Raw genomic sequence first — 21,805 nt, forward strand, 5'->3', positions numbered from 1 at the left:
CGGTCGCCGGGATCGCGATCTGCTCCCCCGCCCTTGCACAGGACGGCCCAGCGGTGTCCGCCACGCCGTTGGAGCCGATCGTCGTGACCGGGTCGGTCACCGAGCTGCGCATGTTCGACGCGCCGTACGCCATCGGTGTCGTCGACCGCGACGCGCTGCGTGCGGGGGGCCTCCAGGTCAACCTGTCCGAGGCGCTCGGCGCCGTGCCCGGGCTGTCGGTGCTGAATCGCAGCAACTACGCACAAGACCTGCAGATGAGTTCGCGCGGCTACGGTGCGCGAGCCGGCTTCGGCGTGCGCGGCCTGCGGCTGTACACCGACGGCATCCCGGCGACGATGCCGGACGGCTCCGGCCAGGTGACTCACTTCGACCTCGCCGGGGCGCAGCGCATCGAGGTGCTGCGCGGCCCCTTCTCAGCGTTGTACGGCAACAGCTCCGGCGGCGTCATCGCGCTCGTCAGCGCGCCGGTGACCGAGCGGCATGCCCGCATCGGCGTCGATGTCGGCAGTCACGGCACACGGCAGGTGCGGGGCAGCTACGAGGCGCCGCTGAACGAGCACTGGGACGTGCGCGCCGGCGTGTCGGCCTTCGAGACCGACGGCTTCCGCCCGCACGGCAGCGCGCAGCGGCTGCTGGGCAACGTGCGGCTCGGCTGGCGCGACGGTGCCGACTCCGTCGTGATCCACGCCCACGCACTGCACCAGCCGGCCGACGACCCGCTCGGGCTGAGCCGCGAGCAGTACGACGCCGACCCGTTGCAGACCACGTCGCAGGCGAGCGAATTCGACACGCGCAAGACCGCGTCCCAGCAGCAGCTCGGCGCCCAGTGGAAGCGCCGACACGACCGCGGCGCGCTGAGCGAGACGGCACTGACCGGCTACATCGGCCGCCGTGACGTCAAGCAATGGCTCGCGGTGCCGCCCGGCGCACAGGCCAACCCCGGGCACGGCGGCGGCGTGATCGACCTCGAGCGCGGCTACCACGGTGCCGACGCGCGCGCGGTGTGGCAGTGGCGCCGGGTGCGCTGGGTCGCGGGCGCGGCCTACGAACGCCAGCAAGACCGCCGCCGCGGCTACGAGAACTTCCGCGGCCCAGAAACCGATCGCGACCTCGGCGTCACCGGCGACCTGCGTCGAAACGAGGTCAACTTCGCCGACACCACCGACGCCTACACGCAGGCCGAGATCGAACTCGGCGAGCGGCTCGTCGCGACGTTCGGGGTGCGCAGCGGCCGGGTGCGGCTGCGCTCGCGCGACCGCTATCTGGACAACGGCGACGACAGCGACAGTGCCGCCTTCCGCTACACCAACCCGGTGGCCGGGCTGCTGTGGCGCGCCACGCCTCAGTTGAACCTGTATGCCAGCGCCGGCCGCGGCTTCGAGTCGCCGACCTTGAACGAGTTGGCCTACCGCGCCGACGGCAGCAGCGGCTTCAACGGCGGGCTGCAACCGCAGCGCAGCCGGCAGCTGGAACTGGGCGCGAAATGGCGCGCCCCCGATGGCCGGGCGGCCGTGGACCTCGCCGTGTTCCGCGCCGAGACTCGCGATGAGCTCGCCGTGCGCAGCAACGCCGGCGGACGCGCCAGTTTCGCGAACGTCGGTCGAACCGTGCGGCAGGGGGCGGAACTGGGATTGCAGTGGCAGTGGCAACGAACCTGGCATACGCGCGTGGCGATGACCTGGCTCGACGCCACCTATCGTGACGGCTTTCTCGCCTGCGCCGGCACGCCCTGCAACGAGCCCAGCGTCCCGGTCGAGGCCGGCAACCGGATCGCCGGCACCACACCGCGCAGCGCCTTCGCCGACCTGGCATGGCGGCCCGCACAGGGGCGCGAACTCGCCGTCGAATGGCGCGCACAGGCCGGCACCGCGGTCAACGACGTCAACAGCGACTTCGCCGGCGGCTACGGCCTGCTCGCGCTGCGCGGCCGCTGGCGCTTCGGCCACGAGAACGGGCCTGAGCTGTTCGCGCGGATCGACAACCTGTTCGACCGGCGTTATGTGGGCAGCGTGATCGTCAACGAGGGCAACGGGCGCTACTTCGAGCCCGGCGCGCCGCGCACGTGGACATTCGGTCTCAGCTGGCCGCTGTAGCGGCCGGCCTGCAGGGGCCGTGCCAGCGGCGGAACACCTGCGGCTGCATCGGGTCGGGCTGCGAGAACAGGCCCCGGTGCCGAACGCGCGCTTCACGCTCCTGGCGTGCATAGGGTCCGTCGCTGCGCCGGAAGCGGTAGCTCCAGGCATGACCTTCGCTCACCATCCACGCGGACACGTCGTCGCCGTCCAGCCACAGGCTGCCGAGCCAGCGACGGTAGGCGTCCTGCGCGCGCAGCACCACCTGTACCTTGCGACCGAGCACCCGCCCCGTCAACGCCTGGGCGGACTGCGACCCCCAGGGCTGGCAACGCTCGGGGGCGTCGATGCCTTCAAGCCGCAGCTTGACCGGCTTGCTCGCCGGCTCCTCGCCTTCGATGCGCAGCCACAGCGTGTCGCCGTCGCTGACGCGCGTCACCGTTCCTTCGAGCCGCTGCCCGTCGGCGTGTGCCAGAGCGCAGGCACACGCCATGGCGAGCGCAAGGCTCAGGCCCCTCATGCGCCGGCCCGGGTCACCAGCCACCAGATGAACCAGCCGAGCAGGACAGCCCAGAACAGCGCGACGAACACCGCCCCCCAGACCAGCCTCGGCAGCTTCTCGCGCGAGACTTCCGCCTCGCGCAGCAGTTGCTGCCACAGCGGCTTGGGCGTCAGCTTCACCACCGCCGCGACCCCGAGCGGGATCAGGATCAGGTCGTCGAGCTGGCCGAGCACCGGAATGAAGTCGGGAATCAGGTCGATCGGGCTCACCGCATACGCCAGCACGACGATCGCCGTGATCTTCGCCGCACGCGGCGTGCGCGGGTCGCGGAACAGCTTCCACAGAGCGATCAGGTAGGTGGCGAGGCGCGCAGTGTTGGCGGCGCGCACCAGCTTGGTCAGTTTCATGGCGTCTTCTGCAGGGTTTTCTCGGCATCCCGCAGGATGCGGTCGAGGCGGTCGGCCAGCTTCTCGGTCGTCAGCTGCTCGCGGAAGCGCTCCACCATCAGCGGCAGCGACATCGGGCTGGGGTGCTTGAGCACCACCTCGTCGATGCGCTTGGCACCCATGGCCTTCAGCGTGGCACGCAGCCGGCGAATGTCGAGCTCCTGGCTCAGCACTTCGCGCTCGGCCTGCGCGAGCAGCAGGTTGCCTGCATCGTACTTGCGAAACACCTCGTAGAAGAGCGAGCTGGAGGCCTGCAACTGCTTCATGCTCTTGGGCGCTCCGGGATAGCCGGTGAACACCAGCCCGGCCACACGGGCAATCTCTCGAAAGCGCCGCTGCGACAGCTCCGACGAATTGAGGCTGGCGAGCACGTCTTCCAGCAGGTGCTCGGTCGAGAACGCACTGCCGTCCAATACGCTGCTCACGTCGACGGGCAAGGCGCTGAGCAGTTCCAGTCCGTAATCGTTGAACGACAGGCTGAAGGTGTTGGGCCGGTCTTTCGCGAGCCGCCATGCCAGCAAGCTGGCGAGCCCCATGTGCACGTAGCGGCCGGCGAACGGGTAGAGATAGAGATGGTGTCCTTCGCGCGACACATGGCGCTCGATCAGCAACGTCTGCGGCGTCGGCAGGTGCGACAAGCGCTGCTGCGTCACCAGCATCGGCTCGGCCGCCTGCAGCTCGGGCTCGAAAAAGTCGCCTTGCTCCACGCCGCGCAGCACCTCCAGCATCATGTCTGCCATCTCGTTGGACAGCGGCATCTTGCCGCCGTTCCAGCGCGGCACCGCACCCCGCTTGCGCTCGGCCTTCCTCACATAGGCCACCAGGTCCTGCACGCGCACGAACTCCAGGAGCCGACCGCCGAACAGGAAGCAGTCGCCTTTCTTCAGGCGCGCGATGAAGCTCTCCTCGATCGTGCCGATCTTGCCGCCGCTCATGTATTTCACCTGCATCGTCGCGTCGCCGACGATGGTGCCGACCTGCAGCTTGTGCCGACGCGCGATGCCACGGTCCGGGACGCGGTAGACCCCATCGACGAGTTGCACCCGGTGGTATTCGGGATACGCGTGCAGGCTCTCGCCGCCGCGCTCGACGAAATTCAGCGCCCATCGCCATTCCGCGGGCGTCAGATCGCGATACGCGTAGGCGCTGCGCACCTCGTCGTACAGTTCGTCGCTCGTGAAGCCGCCGCCGAGCGCGATCGTCACGAGGTGCTGCACCAGCACATCGAGCGGCTTGTCGGGCGACTCGCGCTTCTCGACCCGCGTCGCTTGCGCAGCCCGTCGTGCAGCGACGGCTTCCACCAGTTCCATCGTGTGCGTCGGCACCAGCGTCACGCGGCTCGGTCGCCCGGGCGCATGACCGCTGCGACCGGCCCGCTGCAGCAGCCGCGCGACGCCCTTGGCCGAGCCGATCTGCAGCACCCGTTCGACCGGCAGGAAGTCGACGCCGAGGTCGAGCGACGAGGTCGCGACCACCGCCTTCAGCCGCCCTTCTTTCAGCCCCAGCTCCACCCATTCGCGCACGTCCTTGTCCAGCGAGCCATGATGCAGCGCGACGACGCCTGCCCAATCGGGGCGTGCCGCGAGCAGCATCTGGTACCAGAGCTCCGCTTGCGAACGCGTGTTCGTGAACACCAGCGTCGTCGCCGAGCGGTCGATCTCGTCGATGACCGGCTGCTGCATCTGCTGGCCCAGGTGCCCGGCCCACGAGAACCGCCCCGGGTCGCGCGGGATCAGCGTGTCGATCAGCAGCGACTTGTCGATGCGGCCCTGCACCAGCGCGCCGTGCGCGCCCCCGAGCAACACGTCCATCGCCTGCATCAGGTTGCCGAGCGTTGCGCTGAGGCCCCAGGCGATCAGTTGCGGGTTGAAGCGGCGCAGGCGCGCCAACGCCAGCTGCACTTGCACGCCGCGCTTGTTGCCGAGCAGCTCGTGCCACTCGTCGACGATCACGGTGTGCACCTGGGCCAGCTCCTCGCGCGCGCGGTCGCGGGTCAGCATCAGGCTCAGCGACTCCGGGGTCGTGACCAGTGCCGTCGGCCAGCGGCGGTCCTGCCGCGCGCGTTCGGCCGACGGCGTGTCGCCGGTGCGCAGGCCCACGGTCCAATGCGGCGCCAGCTCGGGCAGCGGCGCCTGCAGTGCCCGGGTGCTGTCGGCCGCCAACGCCCGCATCGGTGTGATCCACAGCACCTGCAGCGGTGCGCTGCCACGGCTCGGCGCGTTCAGCTTCTGCCCGCGCAGCAGGGCGCCCAGCCAGACAGCGTAGGTCTTGCCCGAGCCGGTGGTGGCGTGCAACAGGCCGCTGCGGCCCGCCAGCATCGCCTGCCAGACCTCGTGCTGAAAGCCGAAGGCCTGCCAGCCGCGGGTGGCAAACCAGGCGTCGGCCGGAGTGAGCGGGCTGTCCATGCCCGCCATTATTCCGGGGCCCGGAGCCGACGTGCCCGCGCAGCCTGCTTCTTCATGCCGTGATGATCCAGCCTTCGAGCGGGTCGGCGTCGAGAGGCTTGCCCCAGTTCGGCTGCCCGGTGGCCCAGGCGGCCTGCATCATGCACAACACCGCATCCAGGCTGTCCGCCATCGGGTCGGCCGCCAGAAGGTCGCGCTGGGCATGCGTGATGCGCAAGCGCAAGCCCAGCCGGGTGCGGCCCTGCTCCAGCGCTTCGAGCATGTCCTTGCGGGCGATCAACCGCTCGGGCGTCTGTCTGGCACGCTCGTCGGCCTTGTAGCTGCGCGAGCCGATCAGCTCGCGCGCCAGCAACCCGGGGTAGCCTTCGAGCGCCACGCGACTGCCGTCGCCGTCGAGCAGCCCGGGAAGGTGGACACCCGCCTCGATCAGTCGGGGCACGCCCGCGTGCAACATGAACGCCACCGGCGGGTTCACCCATTTCATCGACGGCGACGATCCGGCCGGCGCATCGCAGGCCCGGTGCGCGAACTTGCCACCGGCAGGCCGTGCCGCGCAGAAGGCCGCGAAGGTGTCGCGAACCGTCTCGCGCGACAGCGACGCGTAGTGGCGAATCAACGGCAGCCATTCGGTGGGCCAGCCGAGGTGCTCGACGAGTTCACGCGGCAGGCCGAACGGAAAATCGAACGCGCCGACCCAAGGCCCCGGTGTCGCCAGCCAGTGCGCGAAGGCTTCGTCGCCGGGCAGTTGGTTCAGCGCCTTCAGCTGCACCACATCACCGCTGCGCTGGCCGCGCGCAACGGTGATCGGCTTGCGCGGCGTCGGGCGGCTCGTGAAATCGACGCCGATCACGGCCGGGTCGGGAGCGGACCAGACATCCATCGCGCCATTGTGTGATGAATGGCTACCCTGGGCGCACACCCGTCATGCTCATCCTGCAAAATCCTGTCCATCCTGCTGTCTTTCGCGCATTGGCCTTGGAACCTCACCTCCCCGTCCCGTCGAAGCTCCGCACGCGGCGCATCGCCGTCACCGTGTCGGTCGTGCTGCTGGCGCTCGTGCTCCTCGGCGCCGTCGGCTTTCGCGTCGCGGTGCGCGAACTGCAGCAGCAGATCGAAGCCGCGCTCGGTCCGCGCAGCCAGGTGGGCAGCCTGCGCGTCACGTGGGCCGGCGTCGAGGCACGGGATGTGCGCGTGCGCGGCGACCGCTCGCAACGCTGGCCGGCCGAGGACGAACTGCGCGCAGAGCGGGTGCTGGTGGTGCCGGACCTGCTCGGGCTGTTGAGCGCCGACGTGCGCATCCGCCAGGTGGTGATCGAAGGTGGCTACGTCGCGATGCAGCGCACCCGCGACGGCCGGCTCAGGGTGCTGCCGGCGTTGACCGAAGACCGACCGGGCACCGGCAAGAAGACCGGCGCCGCACCGATGCGGCCGGTGTCGATCGGCAACATCGAACTGCATGACGGCACGCTCGAGTTCTTCGACGCTTCGGTGCGCCGTCCGGCGCTGAAGCTGCGCCTGGAGCAATTGCACGCGCAGGTCGGCCCGCTCGACTTGCCGACGCTCGACAGCGCCACCAGCGTCCAACTCGACGGCGTGCTGAAAGGCGTGCACCGCGACGGTCGCCTCCGCATCGGCGGCGACCTGACGATCGCGACGCAGGACGCCGACATCGAAGCCCGTTTCAACGGCGTCGACCTGGTGGCGCTGCAGCCCTACCTGATCAAGGTGTCGGAAGCCGGCGTGCGGCGCGGCACGATGGACCTGCGCATCGACGCCACCGTGAAGGACAAGCGGCTGCATGCGCCGGGGCATCTGGTGCTGATCGACCTGCAGCTCGAAAGCGCGGGCGTGCTCGGCACCTTTGCCGGCGTGCCGCGCCAGGCGGTGATCGCGGCCATGAGCAAGGACCAGCGGCTGGAGCTGGATTTCACGCTGGAAGGCCGGCTGGACGACCCGAAGTTCTCGCTCAACGAGAACCTGGCGATGCAGGTCGCCTCGGGCCTGGCGAATGCGCTGGGCGTCAGCGTCGGCGGCGTCGTCGAAGGCGTCGGCAACGTCGTCAAGGGCCTGTTCGGCCGCTGAGCGCCGGGGGCGCCGCCTACGTGCGGCAGATGATCGACGCGGTGGCGATCAGCTCGTCGAGCAGTGCCATCGACGCCTTGCCGGACACCCGGTACGGGTCCAGCACCGGCTTCTCGGAGTACTTCAGCAGCAGCGAGGGGTTGGTCTTGGACAGGTTCACCTGCCCCATCGTCCAGCCGGCGAAGCGCCGCTCGGCAATCTCCTCGTAATGCAGGATGACCACGTCGCGGTGGCGCTCGTCGCAGACGATCTCCTTGTACAGCGTGTTGACGGCCTCGCGGCCGCCCTCGAGCACCTGCATGAAGATGTCGCCGCCGTGGCACAGGATGCCGGTGATCCCGAGCGCCGGGTTGCGGGCGCGCGACTGCGTCAGGATCTGTTCGATCACTTCCTGGCTCACCGGCTGGGCAGCGCGGCTGGCATAGAGCAAGCGGATCAGCATGGCATTCGACTCACTTCCGGTGGTTCAGCAGGGACAGGAATTCGCGTCGCAGCGACGAGTCCTTCAGGAAGGAACCTCGCATCACGCTGTTGACCATCTTCGAGTCCATGTCTTTGACGCCGCGCCACTGCATGCAGAAGTGGTCGGCCTCCATGACGATTGCCAGGCCGTCCGGCTGCATCTTCTCCTGCAGCAGGTCGGCCACCTGGGTCACCGCTTCTTCCTGGATTTGCGGGCGGCTCATGATCCACTCCGCCAGGCGCGCGTACTTCGACAGCCCGATCAGGTTGGAGTGCTCGTTCGGCATCACGCCGATCCACAGCTTGCCGAGGATGGGGCAGAAGTGGTGCGAGCACGCACTGCGCACGGTGACCGGGCCGACGATCATCAGTTCGTTGAGCCGCTCGACGTTCGGGAACTCGGTGACGGTGGGAATCTTCGCGTAGCGGCCCTTGAACACTTCCTGCAGGTACATTTTCGCGACGCGGCGCGCGGTGTCCTGCGTGTTGTGGTCGCTCTCGGTGTCGATGACCAGGCTTTCGAGCACGCCGGTCATGCGCTGCTGTACCTCGTCGAGCAGCGCTTCCAGCTCGCCCGGCTCGATGAAGTCGGCGATGTTGTCGTTGGCATGGAAACGCTGCTTCGCGGCCAGGATGCGCTCGCGGATGCGCTGGGACACCGGCACGCCCTCGTCGTGCGGTGCGGTGCTCACGGGGGAGACGGCTTTCATGGCGTGCACTGCTTGTGGTATGCCGGGCATGCTAGCAGCGTCGGCACTGCAGGAGTCACTGAAGGGGCATCAGCCGGCCAGCAGCGCCTCGAGCGTGTGCAGCGTATCCGCCTCGTGCAGCGGCTTGTCGGTGCGCATGCGCAACATCCTAGGGAAGCGCACCGCAATGCCGCTCTTGTGACGCGCGCTGCGGTTGATGCCCTCGAAGCCGAGCTCGAACACCAGCGTCGGCTTGACACTGCGCACCGGGCCGAACTTCTCCAGCGTGTGGCGACGGATCGCCGCGTCGACGACGCGGAACTCCTCGTCGGTCAGGCCCGAATACGCCTTGGCGAACGGCACCAGTTGCAAGCCGCCTTCGACCGGCGGCTCACGGCGCTCGATCGCGTCGACCACCGCCTGCGCCTCGGCGGCGGCGGCGGGGGGCCGGTTCCACACTGCAAAGGTGTAGTCGGTGTAGAGGCTTGCACGCCGGCCGTGCCCGCGCTGTGCGTAGATCAGCACGCAGTCGACACTCATCGGGTCGATCTTCCATTTCCACCAGGTGCCATCAGCCTTGGTGCGGCCGACGCCGTAGGCGGCCTCGCGATGCTTCAGCATGAAGCCCTCGACGCCGCGCTCGCGCGACTGCTCGCGCCACCCGGCCAGCGCCGCCCAGTCAGCCGCCTCGACCGTCGGCGACACCGGCAGCGGCAAGCCCGCCAACAGCTCGCGCCGCCGCCATTGCGGCTGCGCACGAACGTCCTGCCCCTGCCACTCCAGCATGTCGTAGGCCATGAAGCTGACCGGCGCGTCGGCCAGCACCTTCTTGGTCAGTGCCTTGCGGCCGATACGCTGCTGCAGCAGCGCAAAAGGCGCGGGCCGGTCATCCTTCCAGACCAGGATCTCGCCGTCGAGCACGGTGCCGTCCGGCAGTGCCTGCGCGAGCGCGACGACTTCGGGGAATCGGTCGGTCACCAGCTCCTCGCCGCGCGACCAGATCCACGCCTGCCCTGCGCGCCGGACCAGCTGTGCACGAATGCCGTCGTACTTCCACTCGACCAGCCACTGCGATGGCGGCCCCAGCCGCTCTTCGAAGCGTTCGAGCGGCAGGTCGATCTGGTGTGCGAGGAAAAATGGATACGGCTGCCCGCCATCGGCCGGTCCGTCGGCGTCGGTCGCCAGCAGCGCAGCGTAGCGCTCCGCGTTCGGCTGCGCCTCGCCTTCGCTGACCATCGACGTGAAACCCATCATGCGCTGCGCGACCAGCTTGGCGTCAATGCCGGCGTGCTCGGCGAGCGCCCGCGTCACCAGCAGACGCGAGACGCCGACGCGAAAGCCGCCGCCGATCAGCTTGCTCAGCAGGAAGCGTCCGGCCCAGTCGAGCTCGTCCCAGTACGCACGGATGCGCGCAGCCTGTTCGTCGCCCGGCATGCCACGCAGCGGCAACAGCCGCTCCTGCACCCACTGCGCGAGGCCCATCTGCGTCTGGCCGGTGCCGGGGGGCAGCACGTGCGCAATGGTCTCGGCCAGGTCGCCGACGGCCTGATAGCTCTCCTCGAACAACCAGTCGTCGATGCCGGCCACCTCGCAAGCCAGCGTACGCAGCTGCCGTGTCGGCACCACCTGCCGGGGCCGGCCGCCCGACAGGAAGTAGACCGCCCAGGCAGCGTCGGCCGGATGCGCCTGGGCGAAGTAGCGTTTCAGCGCCGCGACCTTGTCCAGCGTGCCGGTCGACGCGTCGAGCTCGGCGTACAGGCGCGCGAAAAGCTTCATCGGCGTCGCTCAGCCCGGGGCCTTCGGCTCGAGCAGCTGGCGCTTCATCGCCTCGAAGCCTTCGTCCCGGTCGGTATAGCTGGTGCGGATGTGCGCTTCGTCTTCCCGGCGTCGATCGGCGATGAAGCGCTCCAGTTCGACATGGTGATAGGGCGCGAGGTTGCGGTCGGTGAGGCGCACGATGTCGGCCACCAGCACCCAGTCGATCGTCTCGTGCGCAAGCCACAGCCGGCCGTCGACGGGCACATGGCGCATCAGTTGCACCAGGGCGGCCTGCGGATCGGGTGAGGCGATCGCCGCGACCTCGGGCCAGCGCGGCAGCACCGGTGCGCCCTCGGCCAACGGCTGCCACACCGCGACAAGGTAGTGCGGCGGATAGCGTTCGATGCGCTCTGCCTGCACGATCTCACCCTCGCCGAAAACCTGCCGGATCGCACCGATCCACAAGCCGGGGGCATGGTCGGCGCGCAAGCGGCGGGTGGCCTGGACGAAAGCGTTCATGGCGTGCTCCCCTGTGAGGCTGCCGGCGTTTCGGCCCCGGCAGCGGCCTCCTCGATGGCCTCGTCGCCGTACTCGGTACGGAAGGCGCCGGCCTCCAACCCCTGTTGCTGCAACCAGCGCACCATCACGGCCTCGTAGCCGTGGGTGACGATCACGCGCTGCGCGCCGGTCGCGCCGATGGCCTGCATCAGCCCCGGCCAGTCCGCATGGTCGGACAGCACGAACCCGCGGTCGACCCCGCGCCGGCGGCGTGCACCGCGCAGCCGCATCCAGCCGCTGGCGAAGGCGTCGCTGGCATCGGTGAAGCGTCGCTGCCACGGGCTGCCCTGCACGCTGGGTGGAGCCAGCACCAGTGCGCGCTTGAAGTCGGCCTTGTCGGTGACCTCGCTGACCAGCCGCGTCGGCGGCAGCCCGACACCCGCCGCCCGGTAGGCCCGGTTCAGCGGCTCGACCGCGCCATGCACGACGATGGGGCCGATGCCCGCGTCGATGCCGCTCAGAATGCGCTGGGCCTTGCCGAAGCTGTAGCCCATCAGCAGGCTGGGTCGGCCGGCCGCTGCATTCGCCGCCCACCACGCGTTGATGTCCGCAAACACCTCGTGTTGCTGCTGCCAGCGGTAAATGGGCAGCCCGAAGGTCGATTCGGTGACGAAGCAATGGCACGCTACCGGCTCGAAGGGGGCGCAGGTGGCGTCCGGCTCGATCTTGTAGTCGCCCGAGACGACCCAGACTTCGCCACCGCATTCGATGCGCACCTGCGCGGAACCGAGCACGTGCCCCGCCGGGTGCAACGACACCCGCACACCGCGGTGCTCCACCGTCTCGCCATACGCCACCGGCTGCAGCGCGATATCGCCCAGCCGCGCCCGCAACACCCCTTCCGAAGGCACCGCCGCAAGATAGTGCTCGTGCCCTGCTCGCGCATGATCGGCATGCGCATGCGTGATCACCGCTCGGTGCACCGGACGCCACGGGTCGATGTAGAAATCCCCGCTCGGGCAGTACAGTCCTTCCGGCCGCTCGACGACAAGGTCACCGGACATGGCAGCGCCTTTCGCCCATGCCACGGCAGGCCTTCCCGGCGAGTGACGCCGCGGATCCAGCTCCGCCGGTCCGCTGGCGTCGCCCCCTTGGGGGAGCCAGCGCAGCCGGTCGAGGGTGGTCCGTTCCATGCGCACCGCCCCTGGCGCACCGCGGAATATCGAGTGACGCCGCGGATCCGGCTCTGCCGGTCCGCTGGCGTCGCCCCCTTGAGGGGGCCGGCGCAGCCGGTAGGGGGTGGTCCATCCCTAATACCTCCCCGTCGCACCCGCCACGCGGAGGTACACGTGTGCGCACCAAGCCACGAAGCCGCGCCGCAGCCTGCTCCACCAGTTGGGCATGCCCAGCTCGGGCCGCGTGACCTCGTGCGAGACAGCGATGGCCTTGTCGATCTCCCGTGCCAACTCGCCGACGAACTGCCGGTCACGCACGATCACGTTGGCCTCCAGGTTCAGCAGCAGCGACAACGGGTCGATATTGGAGCTACCGACGGTTGCCCAGTCGTCGTCGACCAGTGCCACCTTCGCGTGCAGGAAGGCCGGCATGTACTCGTAGATGTGCACGCCGCTGGCGAGCAGCTCGTCGTACAGCACGCGTGCGGCCAGCCCTGCGATCCGGTAGTCGAGCTTGCCCTGCAGCACCAGCCGTACGCGGGCGCCGCGCCGGGCGGCCAGCTGCAGTGCGCGCCGGAAGGCGCGCCCGGGATAAAAATACGGCGACACCACGTCGACCCGCTCGCGCGCATGGCGGATGGCCTCGATGTAGCTGCGCTCGATGGTGCGGCGCTGGCGCAGGTTGTCGCGCACCACAAAGGCCGCGCGCACCGGGCGCAGGTCGGCCAGCTTGCCTTCCAGCCCGGCCCAGCGGGTGTTCTGCACACGCCGCAGGAAGCGCTTGGCGCGCGCCACGCGGTGCGGCGAGCGGGCCAGCTCCATCAATTCGTCGCGCCAGTCGCGGCCGAAGCATGCGCGCGTCCACACCGCGCGGGCGGTCTGCTCGATCGGCACGACCACCGGCCCGCGCAACTCCACCGCGTAGTCGAGTCGAGGTGACTCGCACCAGCCGTGCCGCAGGTCGAGCAGGTCGTCGATCACGTTGATGCCGCCGACGAAAGCCACCTCGCCGTCGACGACGCACAGCTTCTGATGCAGCCGCCGCAGCAGCCCCGGCTTCAGCCAGCTCCACCATCCCTTGATCGGGCGGTAAACGACCACGCCGACCCCGGCCTCGCGCAGGTGGGTCAGCAGCTTGGGCAGCGTGGCCCAGGACCCGAAGCCGTCGACGATCACCCGCACCCGCACGCCGCGCTGCGCGGCGCGCACCAGGCAGTCGCGCACGCCGAGCGCGGCATCGTCGTCATGGAAGATGTAGGTCGCGAACCAGACCTCATGGCGCGCCCGGTCGATCGCGGACACCAACGCCGGAAACAGCTCGCAACCACCGCGCAGCAGGCGCACGACATTGCCGCCGACGAAGTGCGCGCGCGACTGGGCATACCAGGCCAGCGGCCCGGTGCGCAGGTGGTCGGGGACACGGGGGTCGGTCGGCCAGGCCATTGCCGTTCAGGGCTGCAGCTGCAGCTCGGCCACCAGCGGCAGATGATCGGACATGCGCGCCCAGGTGGTGCCACGCGGCACGAAGGTGGACATGCACTTCAGCCGACGCACATAGATGCGGTCGAGCGCGAACACCGGCACGCGCGACGGAAAGGTCAGCGGCCGCTTGCCGCTGGGCGCCACCGCGCGCGTGAGTCCACAGCCCGTCATCAGCGAGTCGAGCTTTTCGCCCCAGTCGTTGAAATCGCCGGCCACGATCAACGGCGCACCGGGCGGCACGGTGTCGGCGATGAAACGGGCGAGCCGTTCGACCTGCCGCACCCGGCTCGAATGGATCAGTCCGAAATGCGCCACGATCGCATGCAGCTCGACGTCCTGCCATTGCACCGGCACGTGCAGCAGCCCGCGCTGCTCGAAGCGATGGTCGGAGACATCGTGGTGTCCGACGTCCCCGATCGCCCAGCGCGACAGCAGCGCGTTGCCGTGTTCGCCGCCGCGTGTGAAGGCGTTGGTGCGATACGCCACCTCGTAGCCTTCGGGCGCCAGGAACTCGGCCTGCGGCAGCGTCGGCCAGCCGAACGAGGTGCGCTGGAACTGCTTGGCCTCCAGGTCGTGGAAGCTGCGCACCTCCTGCAGGAAGACCAGGTCCGCGTCGAGCGCTTCGATCCCGAGCCCGAGGTTGTGGATTTCCAGCCGCTTGCCCGGGCCCACGCCTCGCACGCCTTTGTGGATGTTGTAGGTCGCCACGCGCAGCAGGTCGGCGTCGGCGGATGCACCGGTGGTGTCGCCGGACGGCAGGACGGTGGAATTGAGCGGGTTGGTGGCCATGGCTACGACAGGGCCGATGGGTCTGGAAGAAACCGCGGCAGTTGAAGGATGGCTTCCGCGTTGGACGGCGAGAAACACCGGTCGGCCGCCTCGCGCCAGGGCAGCCACGCGTGGCACAGGTGCTCGCGCGGTGCCAGCGTCACCGGGATGCCGGCTGGCACTTCGAGCCCGAACACGTGTTCGGTGTTCTGCGTGACGCCGGGAGCATAGCGATGGCGCCACACGGGGTAGATCTCGTAGACGTTGCGCAGGCCCCAGTCGCGCAGCCCGGCCAGCGCCGCTTCGGGCTGCCCGGTGCGCGGCGATTCGACGACGCGGATGCCGGTTTCCTCGCCCACCTCGCGCACCGCGGTCGACAGCGCCGGCTCCTCGGCACTGTCCTTGGAACCGGTCACGCTCTGCCAGAAGCCGGGCTGGTCGGCACGCTCGAGCAGCAGCACCTGCAGGTCGCGGGTGTGAATCACGACCAGCACGGATTCGGGGATCTTGTAGGGGCGGGCACTCACGTCTCGATGTCCTCGCGCAATCGGCGTCGCTCGGCTGATTGTGTCCCAGTCGCACGCCCGCGTGCCGTCAGTGCAACGCCGACGTGATGACCGGGCGCAAAAACGACCAAGGGCGGCCGCAGCCGCCCTTGGGTTCGGAGCCGAGCGCTGTCAGCCCTTGCTGGCCTCGGGCGCAGCCTGGGTATTGCGCAGGCGGATGTGCAGCTCGCGCAGTTGCTTCTCGTCGACCATGCTCGGCGCACCGGTCAGCAGGCACTGGGCCCGCTGGGTCTTCGGGAAGGCGATCACGTCGCGGATCGACTCGGCCTTGGTCATCAGCGTGACCAGGCGGTCCAGGCCGAAAGCCAGGCCACCGTGCGGCGGCGCGCCATATTGCAGCGCGTCGAGCAGGAAGCCGAATTTCATCTGCGCTTCCTCGGCACCGATCTTCAATGCGCGGAAGACCTTGCTCTGGACGTCTGCGCGATGAATACGCACCGACCCGCCGCCCAGTTCCCAGCCGTTGAGCACCATGTCGTAGGCCTTGGCGATGCACTGGTCGGGCGCCGTATCCATCAGGTCCTCGTGGCCATCCTTGGGCGCGGTGAACGGGTGGTGCACCGCGTTCCAGCGCTGCTCGTCCTCGTCGAACTCGAACATGGGGAAGTCGACCACCCACAGCGGCGCCCAGCGGTCCTCGAACAGGCCGCTCCTGCGGCCGAAGTCGCTGTGGCCGATCTTGACGCGCAGAGCGCCCAGGGCGTCGTTGACCACCTTGGCCTTGTCCGCGCCGAAGAAAATCAGATCGCCGGACTTGGCGCCGGTGCGCTCCAGCACCGTCTGCAAGGCCGCATCGTGCAGGTTCTTGACGATCGGCGACTGCAGGCCCTCGCGGCCCTTGGCGATGTCGTTGACCTTGATCCAGGCCAGGCCCTTGGCGCCGTAGATCTTGACGAACTCGGTGTAGGCGTCGATCTCGCCGCGGGTCATCTCGCCGCCGCCAGGAACGCACAGCGCGGCAACGCGGCCGCCCTTGGCGGTGGCCGGGCTCGAGAAGACCTTGAACTCCACGTCGGCCATCACGTCGGTCAGCTCGGTGAATTCGAGCTTGACGCGCAGATCGGGCTTGTCCGACCCGTACAGGCGCATCGCGTCGGCATACGTCATGACAGGGTAGTCGCCGAGCTCGATGTCCATCACGTTGCGGAACACCGTGCGGATCATGCCTTCGAACATCTGGCGGATCTCCTGCTCGCTGAGGAAGGAGGTCTCGATGTCGATCTGGGTGAACTCGGGCTGACGGTCAGCGCGCAGGTCCTCGTCGCGGAAGCACTTGGTGATCTGGTAGTAGCGGTCGAAGCCCGCCACCATCAGCAGCTGCTTGAACAGCTGCGGCGACTGCGGCAGCGCGAAGAAGTGGCCGTCATGCACGCGGCTCGGCACCAGATAGTCCCGCGCGCCCTCGGGCGTGCTCTTCGTCAGCATCGGCGTCTCGATGTCGATGAAGCCGTGGGCATCGAGGAACTTGCGCACCTCCATCGACACCCGGTAGCGCAGCATCAGGTTCTTCTGCATGTACGGCCGGCGCAAGTCCAGCACCCGGTGCGTCAGGCGGGTGGTCTCCGACAGGTTCTCGTCGTCGATCTGGAACGGCGGCGTCACGCTGGGGTTCAGCACCTCCAGCTCATGGCACAGCACCTCGACCTTGCCGCTGGTCAGATTGGCGTTCTCGGTGCCGGCCGGGCGGGGACGCACCTTGCCGGTCACCTTCAGGCAGAACTCGTTGCGCACGCCTTCGGCCGTCTTGAACATCTCCGGCCGATCAGGGTCGCACACCACCTGCACCAGGCCTTCGCGGTCGCGCAGGTCGACGAAGATCACACCGCCGTGGTCCCGGCGGCGGTGGGCCCAGCCCATCAGGGTCACGGTCTGGCCCATCAGCGCTTCGCTGACCAGGCCTGCGTATGTCGTTCTCATGGAATCACTCCAAATGCTTGTTCGAGGCTCGCGCAGCCCGCAACGGCTGCAAATGCGGTGGCACTGGCGGGCTGTATCGCAAGCCCTGAGGGTTGAACGGGAGCCGGCCGCTCAACCCTGCGGATTTCGCGGCAGTTCGACCAGCGGCCTGGCCTGGCTGTCGAGGATGGCAGGCGGCGCCACCACCCCCATCGAGATGATGTACTTCAGGGCCTCGTCGACGCTCATCTTCAGCTCGACCACGTCGGCACGCGGCAGCATCAGGAAAAAACCGGAGGTCGGGTTCGGCGTGGTCGGCACGTAGACGCTCAGATAGTCCTCGGGGTGCAGATGTTCGCCGACTTCGCCGCCCGGGCGCCCCGTGACGAAGGCGATGGTCCACGCGCCGTGGCGCGGGTACTGGATCAGCACCGCCTCGCGAAAAGCATTGCCGCTGCTGGAAAAGAGCGTGTCCGAGACCTGCTTGACCGACGAATAGATCGACTTGACGATCGGAATGCTCGACAGCAGCCGGTCCCATTGCTTCAACCACCACTGGCCGAAGATGTTGGCGACGAACAGGCCGGTCAGGAACATGCCGATCAGCATCAGCAGCACGCCGAGACCCGGAATCTTCGCCAGCCGCTCCAGTGCCGGGTGCAGCGTTTCCGGCGTGATGGCCTGCGCGGCCGACATCATCCAGATGAACACGCCGTCGAGCAGGCCCACCACCCACAGCAGCACCCAGACGGTGATGGCCAGCGGCAACCACACCAGCAGGCCGGTGATGATGTAGGTCCTCACCGCGTGCCCGAAGGGCGCGCGCGCGGCAGCAGGACGGGACGCCTCGCGAGGCTCAGTGACAGGCACAGGAGCTGCCGCAACTGCCGCCGGACCCCGCCGCGGCATCAGCCTTCGCTTCGCTCTTCGGGGAAGACGATTCGGATGACGAGGGCGACCCGTTCGCATCGGATTTCGACGCAGCGGCAGAGCCGTTGGACGCGCCGCCGCGGAAGTCCGTCGCATACCAGCCCGAACCCTTGAGCTGGAAGCCGGCTGCGGTCAGCTGCTTGCGGTAAGCCGAAGCGCCGCATTTCGGGCAATCGGTCAGCACCGGGTCGGAGATTTTCTGCAGCACGTCCTGCCCATGCCCGCAGGACTCGCATTTGTAAGCATAGATAGGCATACCGCCACCAAGAAGGGAAACGCAAAGCCCGCAATTATAGGTGGCCCACGTCGGGCACGTTTCGTGCATTGGGCGCGCGGCGCCCCACACCTATAATCCGCGCGCATTTATCCCTCCTGCGAAAGGATGCCCCGATGCTGCTGACCCTTGTATTCGTCTATCTGGCGGTGTCGATTGGCATCGGGTTATACGCATCGCGGCGGGTGCACAGCGCGCGCGACTACATCACGGCCAGCCGCCATCTGCCCTTCCCGATGGTGATGGCCATGGTGTTCGCCACCTGGTTCGGTGCCGAGACCGTGCTGGGCATTTCGGCGACTTTCCTGGAAGAGGGCTTCCGCGGGCTGATCTCCGACCCGCTGGGCGCGTCGCTGTGCCTGGTGCTGTTCGGCCTGGTCTTTGCGAGGCCGCTCTACAGGCTGAACCTGCTCACGCTGGGAGACTACTTCCGCACGCGCTACAGCCGCTCGGTCGAGCTGGCGGTGTCGATGTGCATTGTCATCTCCTACCTGGGCTGGGTGGCGGCACAGATCACTGCACTGGGGCTGGTGTTCAACGTGCTGTCGGGCTCCGCCGTCTCGATGAACCAGGGCATGCTGATCGGCATGGGTGTCGTACTGCTGTACACGGTGTTCGGCGGCATGTGGTCGGTGGCCGTGACCACGTTCGTGCAGATGATCGTCATCGTCGTCGGGCTGCTGCTGGTCACCGGCGAGGCCGCCAGCCAGGCCGGCGGCGTCGCCCATGTGGTGGCGAAGGCCGCCGCTGAGGGCAAGTTCGAATGGCTGCCGACGCTCGACGCGGTCGACATCCTCGGCTGGACGGCAGCGCTGCTGACGATGGCGCTGGGCTCGATCCCCCAGCAGGACGTGTTCCAGCGCGTCAACTCATCGAAAAACGAGTTCGTCGCAGTCTGGAGCACCGCGCTCGGCGGAGTCGCGTACTTCTTCTTCGCAGCGGTGCCGCTCTTCCTGGCCTACAGTGCCAGCCAGATCGACCCGGCGCTGGTCGCGCGGCTCACTGCGATCGATTCGCAACTGGTGCTGCCGACCCTGGTGCTGGAGCGCATGCCGGTGTGGCTGCAGGTGGTGTTCTTCGGCGCGTTGCTGTCGGTGATCATGAGCACGGCGTCGGGCACGCTGCTGGCGCCGGCGGTGACCTTCGCCGAGAACGTGCTGCGGCCCTACCTGAAGGGCCAGACCGATCAGCAGTTCCTGAACATGACGCGCATCATCGTGGCCTGCTTCGCGATCGTCGTGACCACCTATGCGGTGGCCACCGATGCCACCATCCACACCATGGTGGAGAACGCCTACCGCATCACGCTGGCGGGCGCCTTCGTGCCGCTGGCATTCGGCTTGTTCTGGAAGCGAGCGAACAACCGTGGCGCGGTGCTGGCGCTGGTGTTCGGTCTGGGCACCTGGTTGGTGCTGGAACTCCTGGGCATCGACGAGCCGGTGGAACCGCAGCTGTTCGGCCTGGTCGCCAGCGCGGTCGGCATGATCATCGGCGGGCTGACCGGCCCGGCGACAGCGCCCCAGCAGTCGCCGGCGCACGCCGCCTGACGTCCGCGTGCGGCCACGGCAGCCGCGCGCCGACCAACCCGGACCTTCTTCACCAGAGCCCGGCGCCGAGCAGCAACTGCGCCACCGCCACGGCGAGCAGCGCGCCCAGCACGATGCCCACCCCCGCCAGCGCGCGGTTGGTGCGCCGGCGCTCCGCAATCAACGCGTCCAGCCGTGCCTGCAGCAGCGGCACCTGCGTCAACGCCTGGTGCGTGAGCCGAGGGAGTTCGGGCAGCAGCTTCGCATAGCGCGGCGCCTCATTCTTCAAGCGCTCGAACAGCCCGCGCCAGCCGACCTGCTCGTTCATCCAGCGCTCGAGGAAGGGCTTGGCCGTGCTCCACAAGTCGAGGTCGGGGTCGAGCTGGCGCCCCAGGCCCTCGATGTTCAACAGCGTCTTCTGCAGCAGCACCAGCTGGGGCTGGATCTCGACGTTGAAGCGGCGTGAGGTCTGGAACAGGCGCAACAGCACCTGCCCGAGCGAAATGTCCTTCAGCGGCTTGTCGAAGTGCGGCTCGCAGCAGGCGCGAATGGCCCCTTCCAGTTCGTCGATGCGGGTGTTCGGCGGCACCCAGCCGCTTTCGACGTGCAGTTCGGCGACCCGCTTGTAGTTGCGCCGGAAGAAGGCGATGAAGTTCTGCGCGAGGTATTCCTTGTCGTACTCGGTCAGCGTGCCGATGATGCCGAAGTCGAGCGCGATGTAGCGGCCGAAGGTGGCCGGGTCCAGGCTGACCTGGATGTTGCCGGGGTGCATGTCGGCGTGGAAGAAGCCGTCCCGGAACACCTGCGTGAAGAAGATCGTGACGCCGTCGCGCGCCAGCTTCCTGATGTCGACGCCCGCCTCGCGCAGCCGCTGCACCTGGCTGATGGGCACGCCTTTCATGCGCTCCATCACGATGACCTGCTCGGTGCACAGGTCCCAGATCATCTCGGGGACGATCACGAGGCCGAGCCCCTCCATGTTGCGGCGCAGCTGGGCGGCATTCGCGGCTTCACGCACCAGGTCGAGTTCGTCGTGCAGGTATTTGTCGAACTCGGCCACCACCTGCCGCGGCTTCAGGCGCTTGCCATCCGCCCACACACGCTCGACCGCGCCGGCCAGCGTGCGCAGCAGCGCCAGGTCCTCGTCGATCACCCTCAGCATGCCCGGGCGCAGCACCTTGACCGCGACCTCGCGGCCATCCTTCAGCACCGCGAAGTGCACCTGCGCGATCGAGGCGCTCGCAACGGGAATGCGGTCGAAGCTCGCAAACACCGCTTCGAGCGGACGCCCGAAAGCCGACTCGACCATACGCACCGCCGCTTCGGCGGGAAACGGCGGCACTCGGTCCTGCAGGTGCGCCAGCTCCTCCGCGACATCGAGCGGCAGCAGGTCGCGCCGGGTCGACAGCACCTGGCCGAACTTGACGAAGATCGGCCCGAGCCGCTCCAGCGCCATGCGCAGCCTCGCGCCGCGCGGCGCATTCAGCCGGCGTCCGGTCGCAACGATGCGCGACAGCGCCCGCAGCCACGGCTGACGCAGGCTCCCGAGCGTGATCTCGTCCAGCCCGTAGCGCAGGACGATGAAACCGATGAAGACCAGCCGCAGCAGGCGCCTCATGAGGCAGGACGCTCCGGCACCAGGCGTCCCAGCGCCGCCAGACCCTGCCGCAGCGCTGTGGCGCCGAGGCGCACCGCTTGCGCGATCTGGCGGGCAGGCATCGGCCCCAGCACGCGGGCCATGTCGTCCTCGTAGTCCCACCGCAGGTTGTCCATCAGCCAGCCGATGTCAGTCGCCAGGCCCGCGTCGCCCTGGATCGAGACCGCCGGGCGCTGCCCCGACACCGCGGCCTCGATCAGCCGCGCCGGGTTGGACAGGTCCATTTCGATGCGCAGGTCGCTCGATCCCGGTGCATCGGCCTCGAGCGCCTCGAGCAGGCCCGCCGGTGTGATACGAAACGCAAGAAGTTCAGGCGCTTGCAACAAGGCCGGCACCCCTTTCGGTAACACTTGAAGCACGCGTCCGGCATGCGGTCTGAGCCGTTCCGAAGCCTGCGCCTCAGAGGCAAGAACGTGGTTGAGCGCCAGGGTCAGACGCTCGATCAGCAGGGGCCCGACCCAGCCTGAAAGTTGTTGCAGCATCCAACGATTGTAGGGACAGCGGCCCTGTCGACCCCGCGATCGCGTGACCAAAATGACATAACGCTCTGCGAGAATCGTTCGGCACTTGAGCGGCACGGTCGCGCCATCGCCTTTTTCTCGGGCGTGGCGCAAACA

Annotated in this window: 20 protein-coding genes; 3 read left to right on the plus strand and 17 right to left on the minus strand. The window is 68.4% G+C overall.

The features are described from left to right. The first annotated feature begins 53 nt into the window (after positions 1–53). On the plus strand, positions 54–2,093 hold the full coding sequence (locus tag M8A51_RS17385; RefSeq protein WP_251779788.1) for a TonB-dependent receptor family protein: 2,040 nt from the start codon (positions 54–56) through the stop codon (positions 2,091–2,093). Here M8A51_RS17385 and M8A51_RS17390 read toward each other — a convergent pair. Genes M8A51_RS17390 through M8A51_RS17405 form a run of 4 tightly spaced genes read right to left on the minus strand, consistent with a single transcriptional unit; the run spans position 2,077 to position 6,305 of the window. Further along, positions 2,077–2,592: a thermonuclease family protein gene (locus M8A51_RS17390; RefSeq protein WP_251779789.1), complete on the minus strand. Its 516-nt coding sequence runs from the start codon at positions 2,590–2,592 to the stop codon at positions 2,077–2,079. The two genes, M8A51_RS17385 and M8A51_RS17390, sit on opposite strands and share 17 nt — an antisense overlap. Beyond that, positions 2,589–2,981, minus strand: coding sequence for a YkvA family protein (locus tag M8A51_RS17395; RefSeq protein WP_251779790.1), 393 nt, complete (start codon positions 2,979–2,981; stop codon positions 2,589–2,591). Before M8A51_RS17395 ends, M8A51_RS17390 begins: the two co-directional genes overlap by 4 nt. Continuing rightward, positions 2,978–5,425: a ligase-associated DNA damage response DEXH box helicase gene (locus tag M8A51_RS17400; protein ID WP_251779791.1), complete on the minus strand. Its 2,448-nt coding sequence runs from the start codon at positions 5,423–5,425 to the stop codon at positions 2,978–2,980. The genes M8A51_RS17395 and M8A51_RS17400 overlap by 4 nt, the downstream gene beginning before the upstream one ends. 52 nt (positions 5,426–5,477) lie before the next feature. Continuing rightward, entirely contained in the window at positions 5,478–6,305 is an 828-nt protein-coding gene (locus M8A51_RS17405; protein ID WP_251779792.1) for a DUF429 domain-containing protein, read from the minus strand. 95 nt (positions 6,306–6,400) lie between these two features. Between M8A51_RS17405 and M8A51_RS17410 the strand changes: the two genes are divergently transcribed. After that, on the plus strand, positions 6,401–7,507 hold the full coding sequence (locus tag M8A51_RS17410) for a DUF748 domain-containing protein (protein ID WP_251779793.1): 1,107 nt from the start codon (positions 6,401–6,403) through the stop codon (positions 7,505–7,507). 16 nt (positions 7,508–7,523) lie between these two features. Here the strand turns inward: M8A51_RS17410 and M8A51_RS17415 are convergent, their stop codons facing one another. From M8A51_RS17415 to M8A51_RS17465, 11 genes are all read right to left on the minus strand, one after another. Further along, a complete protein-coding gene (locus M8A51_RS17415) occupies positions 7,524–7,949 on the minus strand; it encodes a BLUF domain-containing protein (protein WP_251779794.1) in 426 nt (141 codons plus the stop codon). A gap of 10 nt (positions 7,950–7,959) precedes the next feature. Further along, positions 7,960–8,679: a GTP cyclohydrolase I gene (folE, locus tag M8A51_RS17420; RefSeq protein WP_251779795.1), complete on the minus strand. Its 720-nt coding sequence runs from the start codon at positions 8,677–8,679 to the stop codon at positions 7,960–7,962. Between the two features lie 69 nt (positions 8,680–8,748). Then, positions 8,749–10,434: an ATP-dependent DNA ligase gene (locus tag M8A51_RS17425; protein WP_251779796.1), complete on the minus strand. Its 1,686-nt coding sequence runs from the start codon at positions 10,432–10,434 to the stop codon at positions 8,749–8,751. A gap of 9 nt (positions 10,435–10,443) precedes the next feature. Continuing rightward, positions 10,444–10,935: a hypothetical protein gene (locus tag M8A51_RS17430; RefSeq protein ID WP_251779797.1), complete on the minus strand. Its 492-nt coding sequence runs from the start codon at positions 10,933–10,935 to the stop codon at positions 10,444–10,446. Next, on the minus strand, positions 10,932–11,978 hold the full coding sequence (locus M8A51_RS17435) for a ligase-associated DNA damage response exonuclease (RefSeq protein WP_251779798.1): 1,047 nt from the start codon (positions 11,976–11,978) through the stop codon (positions 10,932–10,934). The genes M8A51_RS17430 and M8A51_RS17435 overlap by 4 nt, the downstream gene beginning before the upstream one ends. A gap of 246 nt (positions 11,979–12,224) precedes the next feature. Further along, positions 12,225–13,532 carry a cardiolipin synthase ClsB gene (gene clsB, locus M8A51_RS17440; protein WP_251779799.1) on the minus strand — a complete coding sequence of 436 codons (1,308 nt, stop codon included), beginning with the start codon at positions 13,530–13,532 and terminating at the stop codon, positions 12,225–12,227. A 6-nt stretch (positions 13,533–13,538) separates the two neighbouring features. Beyond that, positions 13,539–14,360, minus strand: coding sequence for an endonuclease/exonuclease/phosphatase family protein (locus tag M8A51_RS17445; RefSeq protein WP_251779800.1), 822 nt, complete (start codon positions 14,358–14,360; stop codon positions 13,539–13,541). A 2-nt stretch (positions 14,361–14,362) separates the two neighbouring features. After that, entirely contained in the window at positions 14,363–14,866 is a 504-nt protein-coding gene (gene nudB / locus M8A51_RS17450) for a dihydroneopterin triphosphate diphosphatase (protein WP_251779801.1), read from the minus strand. Positions 14,867–15,016: 150 nt separating this feature from the next. After that, positions 15,017–16,822: an aspartate--tRNA ligase gene (gene aspS / locus M8A51_RS17455; RefSeq protein ID WP_251779802.1), complete on the minus strand. Its 1,806-nt coding sequence runs from the start codon at positions 16,820–16,822 to the stop codon at positions 15,017–15,019. Positions 16,823–16,933: 111 nt separating this feature from the next. Beyond that, positions 16,934–17,605 carry a DUF502 domain-containing protein gene (locus tag M8A51_RS17460; RefSeq protein ID WP_251779803.1) on the minus strand — a complete coding sequence of 224 codons (672 nt, stop codon included), beginning with the start codon at positions 17,603–17,605 and terminating at the stop codon, positions 16,934–16,936. Positions 17,606–17,657: 52 nt separating this feature from the next. After that, complete coding sequence (locus tag M8A51_RS17465; protein ID WP_251779804.1) at positions 17,658–17,987, minus strand: FmdB family zinc ribbon protein; 330 nt, start codon at positions 17,985–17,987, stop codon at positions 17,658–17,660. 134 nt (positions 17,988–18,121) lie between these two features. On the opposite strand from M8A51_RS17465, the gene M8A51_RS17470 reads away from it, so the two are divergent. Further along, a complete protein-coding gene (locus tag M8A51_RS17470; RefSeq protein WP_251779805.1) occupies positions 18,122–19,552 on the plus strand; it encodes a sodium:solute symporter family protein in 1,431 nt (476 codons plus the stop codon). 49 nt (positions 19,553–19,601) lie between these two features. On the opposite strand, the gene ubiB is transcribed toward M8A51_RS17470, so the two are convergent. Together ubiB and M8A51_RS17480 are read right to left on the minus strand one after the other, a co-directional pair. Continuing rightward, the gene (ubiB, locus tag M8A51_RS17475; protein WP_251779806.1) at positions 19,602–21,149 is read right to left on the minus strand and encodes a ubiquinone biosynthesis regulatory protein kinase UbiB; all 1,548 of its coding nucleotides are present in this window, start codon (positions 21,147–21,149) and stop codon (positions 19,602–19,604) included. Then, positions 21,146–21,670: a hypothetical protein gene (locus tag M8A51_RS17480; protein ID WP_251779807.1), complete on the minus strand. Its 525-nt coding sequence runs from the start codon at positions 21,668–21,670 to the stop codon at positions 21,146–21,148. Before M8A51_RS17480 ends, ubiB begins: the two co-directional genes overlap by 4 nt. Positions 21,671–21,805: the final 135 nt, after the last annotated feature.

It is taken from the genome of Caldimonas mangrovi, from assembly GCF_023721835.1.
GTDB lineage: Bacteria > Pseudomonadota > Gammaproteobacteria > Burkholderiales > Burkholderiaceae_C > Caldimonas > Caldimonas mangrovi.